This is a genomic window from Flagellimonas algicola, from assembly GCF_005937185.1.
GTDB classification, from domain to species: Bacteria; Bacteroidota; Bacteroidia; order Flavobacteriales; family Flavobacteriaceae; genus Flagellimonas; species Flagellimonas algicola.
In genome coordinates this window covers 589,891-603,005 of the sequence record NZ_VCNI01000001.1, presented here as the reverse complement: position 1 = coordinate 603,005, position 13,115 = coordinate 589,891, and the positions used below count along the sequence as shown (strand labels likewise).

Here is a 13,115-nt window from a genome sequence, read left to right as displayed (position 1 = left end):
ACAAAAAGGTTCAGAAAATTAGGGAATTAATCCCATTTTCTGAACCCCGTGGTGTGATTCTTCATTCAAGACAACTACAGTTCCGAGGAGAGAGACATTGGAATGCGGGTGTGGTAGTTATTGAATCAATTTTTGACCCCACTAGAATTTTGAATAGCGCTCAAACTATCTGCTACCATTTGTTCCCTAGCTTCCTCCTCATCCCTTGGAGGTTCGTAATCATCTGATTTACTACTACTGCAAGCCATCAGAAGCATAGTTCCGAACAGCATTAAAAAGAGCCCGTTTTTGATTGTATTTTTCATGACTAATCATTTTCTTCTTTACCGAATGTAGCATTTTTAAAGCCGTTGACCGATGTTTATGTATGAATCGTATACGATTCTGTATATTTAGACGTATGCAAACTTTGATACTCAGAAACCAAGTAAAATCCCATTTGCTTGGTCAAATCCAAAACGGAAAACTTCAAGTAGGCAGAACCATTAATCTTGCCTTACTATCGCGTCAATTAGGGGTGAGCGTAACGCCAATCCGTGAAGCGCTGAGCCAATTGGAACAATCCAGGGTAATTTGTGCAGTTCCCAACAGAGGATTTGTAGTGACCCAACTCAGTAAGAAGGAGGCAAAGAATATTTATGAGACCGTTGCCCAGTTGGAAATTATGGCTGTGGAAGGGTCCCAATATACCGATTCGGATATTGAGGCGTTGAGGAGACAGCAAATCAGGCTACAGCAGTCCCATACCCCATTAAAGAGGTTGGAGGCGCGGTTTGATTTCCATCATATTTTGGTTAGAAACTGTGCGAATACCGTATTGCTGCAAATTCTAGAGGATTTGAAAACCCGCTTGCTATTTTACGAGCAAGGATATGGGAATGATGCCAGTTTTTATGAAAACGTGGACAATCAAAATGAAGCAATCATTCACGCCATCGCAGAAAATAACGTCCCAACGGCGGCCTTGATTCTTAAAATGAACTGGATGGTTGTGTTGGAATATGTGGAGAAGCAGTTAACTACCTAGCTTTTAAATACTAAAAGTCTAGGGATAGCGTTAATCCATAAAAGTCTCACCTATGCAATTCTTAAATAAGGAAATTGAATCCCTGGTCAAACGCAAGACTTCCACTTCATTAATCAAAAAGCAAATTTCTTGTGGCATTTTCCAAGATTTGGGAAAACAAGAATTGGAAAGCGAGCAAACTCAGAAATCCAAGTAAATCTAATCCTTGAATAAAGAGCTATCCACTCCGGGAATCAACTTTACCGCATTTTTATAGTACACCTTTTTCAAGACTTCGTTTGGTAAGTCCAAGCCATACATGGCCCAGAATGCATGGTATTTTTTATAGTACGGAAAGTACTCATCCGCCGTTTCCAGAACTCTAAAATATGTTGGGAACTCGTCTGGTTTCCAACTATCCTTTCCAAATAAAATCCTGTCCTGATATGTAATGAAAAACTGTTTGGCCTGCCTGGGTTGACGCCCTAGCTCGGCTATGATGGCACCAATACCCACATACATGTTTGGCATTTCATCCATCAACTCCCCTAACCTGCCCAGATTATTGGCATACCAGCCCATATGGGCATTAATGAATTTAGTTTTAGGGTGATTTTTAAACATTCGATGTTGCTCATCAATGATTTGTTGCCAAGGGACGGGATTGGTAGCGGAACGCTTTCTTCTCGGTCGTGTTTTCAGCTCCAACCACCTCTCGTTGCTGCTATCCATAGGGTCCCAAAAAGATTTTGGGTCTGCGGCATGTATCAAAACAGGGATTGCCAATTCAGCGCACTTTTCCCAAATGGGATCTAATCTTGGGTCATCTATGGCCACCCGATTGCCTTCGTTATCCTTGTATCGCAACCCTAGGCTTTTATAGATTTTAAGACCTTTTGCACCACTTTTAACATCTAACTCCAATTGGGCTGCGGCCAGTTCTCCCCAGTTGGCAGTACCTACCCCACTAAAGTCCACGTTGGCGAAAACGACAAATCGGTTGGGATAATTTTCATTCACATTTTTAAGCTTTGCCCTTAGCCCAGCTCCCGAGCCACCACTCAGATTAACCATTACCCCCATGTTCATCTGATCCATATTCCTAATCAACTCGGACAAATCTTGGGATTCCATATTAAATTGATGGCTATGCACATCGATAAAAGTGAATTTTGCCCTCTTTACAGGATTTTCTGGTACAACCAAGGTTGATTTTGGGTTGTATTCCTCAAACCCCATTTCTTGACCAAAGGCAGTTCCAAAAACGATAATAAAGATTAAAGTAAAACTATATATTTTCATTATTAATATCCTGTTTTTCAATTATATAATTATATTCATCAATGGTGTCAATATCAATTGACTTATCCATGGATGGGATGGATATACAATCCTTTTTGTATTTGGCAATGATTTTTCTAGCTCCAAATTTTTGATCTAATCGGGACAACTCTTCAAACAGGGAAACATGAAAAATTGCAGGCACGCCAAGACCATTTTCGTACTCCGTAGCCACAATTTTATTGGTACCAGCGAAAAATTTTGTTTTTAGTGCGGTTAAGTACGAAGAATCTATCAACGGTTGGTCAGCGAGCATGAGCAAAACTGCCTGTGGGATTTCATCGGATTTCATAACCTCATTCATGCCAAAAGCAATGGAGCTTCCCATTCCCGTGTTCCAATCAGGGTTATGGACAACATTTGCCGTTATCTCCATAGATTCTGATATATGCTTGGCGTTTGCTCCCAGAACCACATAAACTTTGGAAGAAACTGGTTTGGCCTGTTCAATGGCATTCCCTAACAAAGTGGTCTTCCTCCAAGGTAAGAGCTGTTTGATAGTCCCTGGCATACGAGTGGATGCCCCAGCAGCCAATATAATCGTTGAAATTTGCTTGGTCATTATTTATGTGTGAATCCGACCCATTTTATGCTTCAACAGTGCAGGTTCTTTTCCCCTTACCACCGTGAGAATCTCCGAGACCACGGAAATGGCTATTTCCTGAGGGGTTTCAGCGCCAATATCAATTCCAGCCGGGCCATGGACACTTTCCAAAAATTCCTCGGAAACATCGGGACACCGCTCCATAAGCTCGTCAAAGAGTTTTTCCCTCCTTCTAAATGGGCCCAAAAGACCAATGTATATTCCCTTCTGCTCCCTTAATGCCATCAAGAATTGTAAATCCTTAACATAGCTATGGGTCATAACAACCACAGCAGTTTGATTATCCAAATTGGGTTGGTAGAGCTCTGGTTCCACGCTTATTAGTTGTTGAATTCCGGGAAAATCCTTTTCGGATTTTTCTTCTCTTGGATTGGCCACGACAGTAACCTCCCAGCCCGTGGTAGCAGCATATTTGCACAATTGCACAGCATCATGTTCGGCCCCTATAATCACCAGCTGAAAACAAGGATGCATCTCCTGTTCAAATTGCAGTAGACCTTTATTTTTTAAAGCTTCTGTGTTATTTATTGGATTTGTACCTTCATGAAAGTGGAACAAAGTACCGTAATTCGGATTTTCACCGGGTTCTTTGTCAAAATACGAACTAATGGAAAAGCTTCGACGTGTTTTGATGGTGTCCCAAAACTGTTCAAGGAACGCTGTTTCAGGGTCAAATTCTTCTAAAAGAAGATAAAGAATGCCTTCGCAACCCAACCTATACCTCCCGTCGTAAACCATGACTTTGCTAACTGCGGTGGTAAATACAGATTCTGCCTGCCTCAAAACTTCTTTCTCGACACATCCGCCACTTACAGCCCCTACCATGTCTCCATTTTCAAAGATCAGCATTCTAACCCCTGGCCTGCGGTACGATGAACCATCCAATGCGACTACGGTGGCCAAAACCGATTTCCTACCCAGTTTCCTTTTTTCTTCGAATTCCTGTACGATGTGCTTTAGTTCGTGCGTCATGAAATCCTATTTCTAGCTGGAATAAATGGAACCAATTGCTCTGCTCCAACCATTTCATCTGGCTTTAAGCAAATAAACCCATCTGCCTTTGAAAGAGCCATTAAATCTCCAGAACCTGTTGTTGATATCCTCTTGGCCATTAGTTTTCCGTTGACCCAATCTACCCCGACTCCAATAAAAAGGGTAAGATCCGTGGTATTTTCCGTTGGTTCTTTTAAAAATACATCAAATTGCGGGGAAGCCATTCCCAAAGTTTTGTTAAGCCAAGGTTTAAAATACACATGATAGCTTACGAAGGTGGAAACGGGGTTTCCAGGAAAGGAGAAAATGGTCGTATTGGACTTTTTATGTTGTCCAAACCAAAACGGTTTACCAGGGCGCTGACGAACCATATGAAATATTTTCTCCACCCCCAAGGCATCAAAAGTCTGGGGCAAGAAATCAAATTTGCCCTTGGACACCCCCCCACTCAACAACATCACGTCATAATTTTTTAAGATTTCGCCCAATTTATCTTTCAGGATGGATGGATCATCAATAAAGTGGAAACAATCTGATGGAATTTGTAGCCTTTTAAGCAACGCTTGAAGCGTATGTACGTTTGATTTTCGGATTTGATGGGGAGCTGGGGTCTCCTCTACATCCACCAACTCATTCCCCGTAGAAATCACTGCGACCTTGGGTAATTTTTTAACCTGGATTTTGGACTTCCCAACCGAAGCCAATACCCCTATCTCTGCTTCGCTTATTTGGACTCCTTCTTGAAGTAACACCTCACCTTGTGCTACATCACTTGCCTTATAATGAATGTTCTGTCCTTTTTTGACCGATTCCCGAAGTGAAAAACCGTTATCCTCCTCTTCTAAGTGTTCATACATGATTACGGTATCCGCATTTTTGGGGACCATGGCCCCGGTCATGACCTCAATGCATTGTGAGACGTCCAAAAGGTGTTGTTGGGGACTACCCGCTTGGGCCATTCCCGAAACCGGAAAGTTTTGGTTGGTTGACTGAATTCCGACAAAATTTATGGCAATACCGTCCTTGGTTGCTCTATCAAATGGAGGGAAATCCCGATCTGCATGAATTGGCTCTGCCAAAACTCTACCAAGGCAATCCGAAAGGTGAACCTCTTCGGAACCAAAATTAGAGGAAAGGTTCAATACCTCCTGTAATGCGTTTTCGTGTGAAATCATTATGGGTTGTGGCTTAGTGCCATCATTTGGTTCATCCCGCCTAAAATAGAGTAAAATTGGATGTTGGGATAATCGGATTGTAGTTGTTTTACCGCCTGAGCACTTCGTTTTCCAGACTGACAAATGACATAGATCATATCATTCAAAGTGAAATCCAACTGCTTTGGATCCAGTTGGTTCAGCGGTATATTTATGGCGTTGGACAAGTGGTTGGCTTCAAATTCGGCAACTGTTCTAACATCAATCAGTATATGTTCCGTTTCCAAATTTCGGAACTGCCAATACGCATTCGCTGAGATTTCCGGAATCACTTCACAATGTGGAGTCTCATAAAACTCTTGGAGCGCATTGATTTCTTTGTTGACGGGATTTGTCTTAAAGTTGAACGTGCTCATTTGCTGGCTTAAGCCATCGTATATCAGTAACTTTCCTGACAATACTTCTCCTATACCAGCAACCAGCTTAACTGCTTCCAAAGCTTGGAGCGTCCCTATTACTCCCGGAATCACCCCCAAGACTCCATTATCATTGCAATCAGGAATTTCTTCTGCGGTGGGCATGTTGGGATATAGGCAGCGATACGTAGGACCTCCTTGATAATTGAACACACTTACATGTCCTTCAAAACCGTGTAAAGCCCCATACACAAAAGGCTTGTTTAAAATAACGCAAGCATCATTAATGAGATAACGTGTGGGGAAGTTATCCGTAGCGTCTACCACTACATCGTATTCCGAAATAATTCCAAGTGCATTTTCCTTGGTCAAAAATGTATCGTAAATCTCGAAAATGGTCTGCGAATTCTGTGCTTGTAGTTTCTCATGGGCCACTTCTAATTTGGATTGTCCCAAATCCTTTTCTGAATATAATACTTGCCGTTGTAGATTATGAAGTTCCACCACATCTTGATCCATAAGACCCAGGGTTCCCACTCCCATCGCATTTAGATATTGCACTACAGGTAGACCCAATCCCCCCAAACCAACAACCAAAACCATGGCCTTGGTAAGCTTGTCCTGTCCATCAGGACCAAAATCTTTTAAACGGGTCTGTCTGTCGTACCTAAAGTCCATGCTATCCCAATTTGGATTTGGCAAATTCGTAATCAGATAATGAATTCGCATTGTACAATACTTCATCCTGATCGGGATGTATCAACTGGATATCTGAATTGATTAAATATTTCCGTGGACAGCTGCTATCCGTACTTTCCAAATGTTCAATTGATTTTTTAAGCGCTGCAGGCTCCCAAATAGTCACCAAGGGTTCCGGAAGACCACTTTCATGAGTAGCATATGAAGTGGCCAATTTATCTGGATTGCGCTGCATAACCAAATTTTTTATGGAGTCCAAGTCCAAAAGGGGAAGGTCGCAGGCCAAAACCATCCAAGCTACATTGGGATGCGCTTTATGGGCACTTAAAATTCCATTAAAGGGTCCACGATATTCGTTTTGATCCGAAATAACATTAAACTCATTTGAAATTGATGCTTGTTGCTCATCCCTCATACTGACATAAACTTCAGTACATACTTGTTCCAAAAGATGATATAAATATTCCTGCTGTGGACGACCATGGTAATCTATAAGCCCTTTATCAGAGCCCATACGAGTACTTTTGCCTCCTGCAAGTACCAAACCATATAATTGTGGAATTTCCTTTGACATAAATTGAATTAAATTTTTGAATTAACCGCCAATGGAGGTCATGGAATTATCGAACACCGTTCGGGAATGTTCTTTTTGTGCCTCAAATCCAGTTTTGGCTCTGGAACCAACGGCTTTTAGAATAGCGTTTTCAATTCCTTCCTTAGCAGCTTCCCCTCGGATAATATCCCTAATATTCGATTTTGGTTTCCCATAGAGACAGGTAATCACATCACCCGTGGCCGTAATTCTTAGTCGATTACAGCTTCCACAGAATGTACGGGTAAAGGAAGGGATGATCCCAAAAGTTCCAGCATGCCCTGGAATTTTGTAATTCACAGAGGTAGAGGTCTTGGGGGATTCCAACTTCTGAAAATTCGGATAGGCAAGGGTCACGTGTTCCAAAATGGCTTTGTGATCCCATTTAATACCATCAAAGTTTTTAGAGCCACCGTTAAAAGGCATTTCTTCCAAAAATCTAACCGAAACCTTATGATGTTTCATGACCTCCAAAATGGGGATAATGTCTTGTTCGTTCTGCCCTTCCAACACAATAAAATTGATTCTCACATTGAATCCTTCGGTAATCAAACGTATTAAGTTGTTGTGCACCGTATCAAACTGGTTCCTACGGGTAATCCGCTCAAAGGTTTCCCTGTTTATGGAATCCAGACTTACGTTGATGTTTTTAATCCCCAGTTCCTTTAACTCATCAATATGGGGGCCTATTACCGTAGCGTTGGTCGTTACAGAAATATCATTCAATCCAGACATTTTGGTCAAAGCCCTTAATAAGCGCATTAAATCCTTGCGCACAAAAGGTTCACCACCCGTAATCCGAATTTTATCTATCCCCTGCCCTACAAGGACCTCACTCACCTGGATGAGTTCATCTACTGTGAGGAGCTTATTGTTTTCTGCAAAATCAATTCCTTCTGAAGGCATGCAATAGTTGCATCGAAGATTACACCGATCCGTAACCGCAAGTCTTAAATAATTGATTTGTCTGTTATGATTGTCTATCAGCATAATTCAGCTTCTCTACCTAAGTGCAAGATACTACTTTGCCCACAGTTAACCTCCGCTGACTGGTGGGATAAGTGCAATTTCGTCATAAGCGTCTATGGATGTTTCATCTTGCGCGTAAGCATTGTTTACAGCAACAGCCAAGGAAGAAAGCTTATTGAGTTCCGGATAGGTTTCCCCCAGGAACTCTTTAAGCTCTTTGACTGTTTTTGGAATTTTTCTACCTGTAGCGCTAGCTGTGGGAACAGACAAAGTGGAGCTGCCCACTATGTCCTTGGTTATCCCGAACAACAGTATTGTCATAAAATCAACCTATTACTTCCTTTTCAGGTACTTTTAAAAGTTCTGGATTTTTGGTGAACGGTTGTTGATATAGCCTATTGCCCGTAGCTGCCTTGAATGCGTTGGCAATTGCCCCTCCAGCCGGCGGTAAAGTAGGTTCACCCAAACCTGTTGGAGAAAGTTCATTCTTGATGAAATGGGTTTCCACTTCTGGAACTTCACGCATTCGGATGAGTCTGTATTTATCAAAATTCTGGGCATGTCCTTTTCCGCCATCAAAGGTAAAATCACCGTACATGGAATGTCCTACCCCATCAATTACGCCACCTTCTGCCTGATTGGCTGCTCCCGTTGGATTTACCACAATTCCGCAGTCAACAACACAAGTTAATTTCTTGACCACAGGTTCACCATTTTCAATCTCAACATCGGCCACCTCCGCTACATGGGAGTTATGACAATAGTAGTTCACAAATCCTTGGTATACGTGGCTGGGTTTATTGCCCCATCCAGATTTTTCCACTGCAACCTTTATAACCTCTTTCATACGTTCTGGGGAATACTGGATGCGTTCATCTGCTTCTGCATCTACTTTGTCCAATAAATCCAAGCGCATCTGTATCTTGTCCACTTCCATTAGCTCTGCAAGCTCATCAAAGAAACTTTGCTCTGCGGATGCCAAGAAATTGGTATAAGGTGCCCTCCAGGCCCCGGTAGTAATGTTACTATCGTATGCCGCGGAGTCCACTTGGTAATTTTCAATGGCACCTGCAGGAAAGAAATTTGGAATCAATCCGTACATACCATCATTGATAGCAGCTTCCTTTAGGTGGTAAGCTGTGATTTTTCCATCTTTAACTCCAGCCTTGATTCGGTATTTTATCGCGGGGCGGTATACCCCAATTCCCATATCATCTTCTCGGGTGAAAACCACTTTTACCGGTTTTCTTATGGCATCGGATACTTCTGCGGCCTCAATAACGAAGTCCCCAAACAATCGCCTACCAAATCCTCCACCCATGCGGGTCATTTCCAGAAGGATGTCTTTTTCTTCCCTTCCCAACATTTTGGCAACTAAACCAGCCTTCCAAGCTGGGGTTTGAATGGGGCCTACAAGATGTACTTTTTCATCCGTTACATCGGCATAGAAATTCATGGGCTCCAGACAGTTGTGAGGTAAGAAGGGTGATTCATAGGTGCGTTCAAGAATCTCATCTGCTTCCGCAAAAGCTTTTTTCACATCCCCGTCTGAACGCATGGTATTGAACTCGTTTCCATCTAGTAAAGCTGTGAGTTTTTTATCATGGTCCTCAGTGCTTTCAACCGTAGTGTCATCCTCCCAAACCGCTTCAATAGCTTCTTTGGCCTTGAAGGCTTGCCAGGTTGTTTCAGCTATTACCGCTATTTTATCGCTGGAAGAAATCTTGCTTCCAAAACTGGGGTCTTCCGCCAATAGGCCTCTCACCTTTTCACCAATTTTGACAACATCAATCACTCCAGGCATACTTTTCGCCTTGCTATCATCATAGGAGACCAACTTCTTTCCAAAGGCAGGAGGTCTAACCAATGCAGCATAAACCATACCTTCAGCCTTATAGTCCAATCCAAAGAGCGGCTTGCCCGTTGTTATTTTGTCTATATCCACATTAGTGGCATTTTTTCCCATGATTTTGTAATCCTTGGGCTCCTTAAGAGCTACTTCTTCCGGGACTTCCAGCAATGCAGCCTCATTGACCACATCCCCATATCCCAAAGTTTCTCCAGCCGCGTTGGTAATGACACCTTCGCTTACGCTGCACTCGGCGGCATCCACACCCCAACGAGCTGCTGCGGCATTGACCAACATTTGTTTAGCGGTAGCTCCGGTTTGTCTTAGTGCATCCCAACCAAAACGAATGGATTGGCTACCACCCGCAACTTGTCGCTGATAATTTTCTGTATCCAATATACCTTGTTCCACGTAGACATCTTTCCAGGCCACATCCAGCTCTTCAGCTATGATCATGGGCATGGAGGTCTTAACGCCCTGTCCAATTTCAGGGTTTGGAGAATATATGGTTACGGCGCCATTATCCGCAATTTTGATAAAGGCATTAAAGTCGTTGTAGTTTAGAAGTGAGAGATCCACAGGCGGTTCCGCCTTGGGTTTGCACGCCTGGAAAAGATTAAAGCCGATCAGCATTCCGCCCCCAGCCAAGGAGGAAGTACGCATAAAAGCCCTTCTACTAAATGTTATTGTTGAGTTTGATGACATTTTAATGTTTTTAGAGGTGGTTTACGTTGTGTTGGAATCAGCCCATATTCTCAGCGGCAGTTAAAACCGCTTTCTTGATTCGGGTGTAAGAAGCACATCTACAAATGTTTCCGTGCATGGCATTTTTCACTTCCTCTTCCGTCGGATTCGGGTTGTTTTCCAAAAAGGCGGTAGCAGTCATAATCTGACCTGCTTGACAATAGCCACATTGTGGTACATCCACTTCCTTCCAGGCTTGCTGTACAGGATGTGACCCATCTTCGGATAGTCCTTCAATAGTAGTAATGGACTTTCCGTCCACTTGGGCAAGGGTCAAGGAACAACTTCGCATGGCGGTTCCATCCACATGAACTGTACATGCACCGCACTGCCCTATTCCACAACCATATTTTGTGCCCACAAGATCAAGATGATCCCTGAGCACCCACAATACTGGAGTGTCCTCAGCTACATCCACTGTTTTGGACGCTCCATTTACTTTAATTTGATACGTTGGCATACTTTAATTGTATTGATTGATTTTAGAAAGATTCAGTTGAAGTTACCAAAAAATGGTCGGATTGGTTTTTTTTTAACAAGAGGGCACTTTTTTTAACTTTTCTTTAATGGTTATGAGCAATCTGAAAATAATTTTCAAGCCTTTTATGCGTTAAGCAATCAGAACCTCAAACTTTTGAAAATGAAAATTCCTTTCAAGATTTTTCCTGTTTACCTTTTTGTTTTGTTGATCGCTTCTTGCGGAAATGCCGATGACGATGTCAGTTTTGACATCAATCATCAAGAATTGGGTCTTGGCAAGGAACCTGACAACTGCTTGGGTTTTGAGGACAATGAATTGCTGTTGTCCATCCAAGATCAGTTTACCACCTTGCCTGGTAAGGTCTCTATATTGTTTCGGGTATCCGATGTGCTTGGCAATCCTATTTCGGGATTGGAGGCCAACCAGTTTACCATCTATGAACAGGGGCGCAACGATGATTGTTTCAATACGATTTCCTCTTCCGAGTCTCAGGCTAGGATTTCCCCCAATTCCCAAGTATTCAGTAACAACACCTTGTTGATTCTGGATTTGAGCAACAGTGTGCTTGAAAATAGTTTGGATGAGCTTAAATCGGCATCAACGAGTTTTATAAATAATGTAATGCCAAGCCCCGAAACGGAATCCTTTAAAATGGGTATTTATTGGTTTGATGGGGAAGATGAATTGCATTTGCTTAACGACCTCACCTCTTCATCCACAGAATTGGTCAACGCCATTTCGGGCATAACCGCTGATATCAGCAATGATCCTTCAACCGATTTATATGGAGCGGTCATAAAAGCTACAGACAAAGCGGAAGAATTGATTCAAGCTAACAATCAACAAAGTGTGATTGGGGCTGCGTCCGTTGTCCTTTTCACGGATGGAACCGATCAGGCGTCCCGCTATACCGAGGAATCAGCCTTGAAGGCAGTCACTGATGCTGATCGGAATATTTCTTTCTTTACCATTGGTCTTGGAGCCGAAATTGACACGGAAGTTTTAACGGATATTGGACGTACAGCTAGTGTGTTTGCAGGCAACAAGGAGGAACTGGAAGCCACTTTCACCCAAATTTCGCAGCGCGTATCGGAACAAGCCAATAGTTTTTATCTTTTTGAATACTGTACCCCTAAGCGAGATGGAAGCGGAGACAATAATTTAGTGATTCAATTAACACATGCCGGTCTTCAAGGTGCTGTACAGACCAAGTTCAGTGCCACTGGGTTTACCGGAGGATGTGAATAGTTTTTTTGAAAGACTTCTCACTTACAGATTCTGATTTATCTGTATCTTTCGCATCACTAAAATTTTGTATCATGATTTCTACTTCTAAAAGATGGGCTGCCCTAAGTATTGCCCTCTTGCTTTCGTCACTTGCATTCACCCAAAAAGCAAACCCCTTGGAAGGAAGATGGGATTTGGAAGTGGAGTTCAAGGGTAAAACCGTTCCTTCTTGGTTGGAGATTAGAAAGTCGGGAGTCGCCACTTTGATAGGAAGGTATGTATCCTACAACGGAAGCGCTCGGCCTATTGCAGAAGTGGAATCCAAAGACAACGGATTTTCATTCGTGATTCCCCGCCAATGGGAACCTGAGGGACAAGACATGAAGATTGAAGGGAAATTGGATGGAAACGCTTTAAGTGGCACAATGACCTATACTGATGGCTCTGTGCATTCATGGAAGGGAGTTAAATCTCCAAAATTACCCCATAACACAAATCCTGAATGGGATGAACCCATAGGGTTGTTCAATGGTGAAAACTTGGATGGATGGCATACTGATGGTGAAAACCAATGGGTAATCAAAAATGGAATTCTTACCAGTCCACAAGCTGGCGCCAATTTGATAAGCGACCAGAAATTCGGCGATTTTAAATTACATGCTGAATTCCGTTTCCCTGAAGGAAGTAACAGTGGAATCTATCTTCGTGGCAGATACGAAGTACAAATTGCCGACAATGCCGGATTGGAGCCCTCCGATATCTATTTTGGCGGAATCTATGGATTTTTGGAGCCCAATGAAAATGCTGCCAAACCTGCCAATGAATGGCAGACCTATGACATAACCTTAATTGGTAGACGGGTGACCATTGTGGCCAATGGCAAAACTATTATTAGTGACCAAACGATTCCCGGCATAACAGGTGGAGCGTTGGATAGTCATGAATGGCAACCAGGCCCTATAATGATCCAGGGAGATCATGGCCCGGTTGAATTCCGCAGTTTTAAGGTGACCCCTGTTAAGACTTCAGATTACTAATTC

At 42.7% G+C, this 13,115-nt stretch carries 15 protein-coding genes; 4 read left to right on the top strand and 11 right to left on the bottom strand.

Annotated features, from left to right (window positions below):
• Window positions 1-125: 125 nt before the first annotated feature.
• Window positions 126-305, bottom strand: coding sequence for a hypothetical protein (locus tag FGG15_RS02640; RefSeq protein WP_138832924.1), 180 nt, complete (start codon window positions 303-305; stop codon window positions 126-128).
• A 95-nt stretch (window positions 306-400) separates the two neighbouring features.
• Between FGG15_RS02640 and FGG15_RS02635 the strand changes: the two genes are divergently transcribed.
• Together FGG15_RS02635 and FGG15_RS20165 are read left to right on the top strand one after the other, a co-directional pair.
• Window positions 401-1,027 (top strand): GntR family transcriptional regulator, encoded by a 627-nt coding sequence (locus tag FGG15_RS02635; RefSeq protein ID WP_138832922.1) that lies wholly within the window; start codon window positions 401-403, stop codon window positions 1,025-1,027.
• Window positions 1,028-1,079: 52 nt separating this feature from the next.
• Window positions 1,080-1,223 (top strand): hypothetical protein, encoded by a 144-nt coding sequence (locus tag FGG15_RS20165; protein ID WP_202619522.1) that lies wholly within the window; start codon window positions 1,080-1,082, stop codon window positions 1,221-1,223.
• A 2-nt stretch (window positions 1,224-1,225) separates the two neighbouring features.
• Here FGG15_RS20165 and FGG15_RS02630 read toward each other — a convergent pair whose 3' ends face one another.
• The 10 genes from FGG15_RS02630 to FGG15_RS02585 are packed head-to-tail and all read right to left on the bottom strand — an operon-like array spanning window position 1,226 to window position 10,827.
• Window positions 1,226-2,308, bottom strand: coding sequence for an amidohydrolase family protein (locus tag FGG15_RS02630; protein WP_138832920.1), 1,083 nt, complete (start codon window positions 2,306-2,308; stop codon window positions 1,226-1,228).
• The gene (locus FGG15_RS02625; RefSeq protein ID WP_138832918.1) at window positions 2,295-2,909 is read right to left on the bottom strand and encodes a nucleotidyltransferase family protein; all 615 of its coding nucleotides are present in this window, start codon (window positions 2,907-2,909) and stop codon (window positions 2,295-2,297) included. The genes FGG15_RS02630 and FGG15_RS02625 overlap by 14 nt, the downstream gene beginning before the upstream one ends.
• A 3-nt stretch (window positions 2,910-2,912) precedes the next feature.
• A complete protein-coding gene (locus FGG15_RS02620; RefSeq protein WP_138832916.1) occupies window positions 2,913-3,923 on the bottom strand; it encodes an XdhC family protein in 1,011 nt (336 codons plus the stop codon).
• A complete protein-coding gene (locus FGG15_RS02615; protein ID WP_138832914.1) occupies window positions 3,920-5,119 on the bottom strand; it encodes a molybdopterin molybdotransferase MoeA in 1,200 nt (399 codons plus the stop codon). Before FGG15_RS02615 ends, FGG15_RS02620 begins: the two co-directional genes overlap by 4 nt.
• Complete coding sequence (locus FGG15_RS02610) at window positions 5,119-6,192, bottom strand: HesA/MoeB/ThiF family protein (protein WP_138832912.1); 1,074 nt, start codon at window positions 6,190-6,192, stop codon at window positions 5,119-5,121. Before FGG15_RS02610 ends, FGG15_RS02615 begins: the two co-directional genes overlap by 1 nt.
• A 1-nt stretch (window position 6,193) precedes the next feature.
• The gene (locus FGG15_RS02605) at window positions 6,194-6,787 is read right to left on the bottom strand and encodes an NTP transferase domain-containing protein (RefSeq protein WP_138832910.1); all 594 of its coding nucleotides are present in this window, start codon (window positions 6,785-6,787) and stop codon (window positions 6,194-6,196) included.
• A gap of 21 nt (window positions 6,788-6,808) precedes the next feature.
• A complete protein-coding gene (gene moaA / locus FGG15_RS02600) occupies window positions 6,809-7,795 on the bottom strand; it encodes a GTP 3',8-cyclase MoaA (protein WP_138832908.1) in 987 nt (328 codons plus the stop codon).
• A 45-nt stretch (window positions 7,796-7,840) separates the two neighbouring features.
• Complete coding sequence (locus tag FGG15_RS02595) at window positions 7,841-8,095, bottom strand: MoaD/ThiS family protein (RefSeq protein ID WP_138832906.1); 255 nt, start codon at window positions 8,093-8,095, stop codon at window positions 7,841-7,843.
• Window positions 8,096-8,099: 4 nt separating this feature from the next.
• Window positions 8,100-10,328 carry a xanthine dehydrogenase family protein molybdopterin-binding subunit gene (locus tag FGG15_RS02590; protein WP_237561730.1) on the bottom strand — a complete coding sequence of 743 codons (2,229 nt, stop codon included), beginning with the start codon at window positions 10,326-10,328 and terminating at the stop codon, window positions 8,100-8,102.
• Between the two features lie 37 nt (window positions 10,329-10,365).
• Window positions 10,366-10,827, bottom strand: coding sequence for a (2Fe-2S)-binding protein (locus tag FGG15_RS02585; protein WP_138832904.1), 462 nt, complete (start codon window positions 10,825-10,827; stop codon window positions 10,366-10,368).
• Between the two features lie 180 nt (window positions 10,828-11,007).
• On the opposite strand from FGG15_RS02585, the gene FGG15_RS02580 reads away from it, so the two are divergent.
• Together FGG15_RS02580 and FGG15_RS02575 are read left to right on the top strand one after the other, a co-directional pair.
• Window positions 11,008-12,096, top strand: coding sequence for a vWA domain-containing protein (locus FGG15_RS02580; protein ID WP_138832902.1), 1,089 nt, complete (start codon window positions 11,008-11,010; stop codon window positions 12,094-12,096).
• Between the two features lie 71 nt (window positions 12,097-12,167).
• Window positions 12,168-13,112: a 3-keto-disaccharide hydrolase gene (locus tag FGG15_RS02575; RefSeq protein WP_138832900.1), complete on the top strand. Its 945-nt coding sequence runs from the start codon at window positions 12,168-12,170 to the stop codon at window positions 13,110-13,112.
• Window positions 13,113-13,115 lie beyond the last annotated feature (3 nt).